Below are 852 nucleotides of genomic sequence, written 5' to 3' on the forward strand. Positions count from 1 at the left end.
AGAAGTTATCCTCAAACAAATCAACAATTCTTACTTGACAATTATAAATAAGGTAAAAATGACAGAAGCAGAAAATAGTATTTTTGTTGATTTAATTAGGGAAAGCAAACGTTATTACAAGAGACTTGAAATTTATGCGAAAAATATTTATAGAAAAATGACAAAAAGACTATATCAACCAGAATATGAAGTTTCTCCCTATGACATTCCTGAAGAGATAACAGAGCTACTTCACAAACAAGAAAATTAGTAATACTTCGGGGAGCTACTGCTCAAAATCATAACTGAAACTAAAACAAATTTCAGACAAGGATATTTCTCAAAAAGAACTAGAAGTTATCCTCAAACAAATCAACAATTCTTACTTGACAATTATAAATAAGGTAAAAATGACAGAAGCAGAAAATAGTATTTTTGTTGATTTAATTAGGGAAAGCAAACGTTATTACAAGAGACTTGAAATTTATGCGAAAAATATTTATAGAAAAATGACAAAAAGACTATATCAACCAGAATATGAAGTTTCTCCCTATGACATTCCTGAAGAGATAACAGAGCTACTTCACAAACAAGAAAATTAGTAATACTTCGGGGAGCTACTGCTCAAAATCATAACTGAAACTAAAACAAATTTCAGACAAGGATATTTCTCAAAAAGAACTAGAAGTTATCCTCAAACAAATCGACAATTCTTACTTGACAATTATAGATAAGATTAAAATGACAGAAGAAGAAAGTCTAGCAGATGTTTATTTAATTAGGGAAAGCAAACTTTATTACAAGAGACTTGAAATTTATGCGAAAAATATTTATAGCCAAATGACAAAAAGACTATATCAACCAGAATATGAA

General features: G+C 28.6%; 2 protein-coding genes. Both read left to right on the forward strand.

Features of this window, described 5'->3' with window-relative positions:
• Positions 1-250: hypothetical protein (locus F6K23_RS03855; RefSeq protein WP_293150803.1), on the forward strand; the 250-nt coding region annotated here is incomplete at its 5' end.
• Between the two features lie 139 nt (positions 251-389).
• Positions 390-581 carry a hypothetical protein gene (locus F6K23_RS03860; RefSeq protein ID WP_293150805.1) on the forward strand — a complete coding sequence of 64 codons (192 nt, stop codon included), beginning with the start codon at positions 390-392 and terminating at the stop codon, positions 579-581.
• Positions 582-852 lie beyond the last annotated feature (271 nt).

The sequence above is a fragment of the Okeania sp. SIO2C9 genome (assembly GCF_010672455.1).
In the GTDB taxonomy this organism is placed as follows: Bacteria; Cyanobacteriota; Cyanobacteriia; order Cyanobacteriales; family Microcoleaceae; genus Okeania.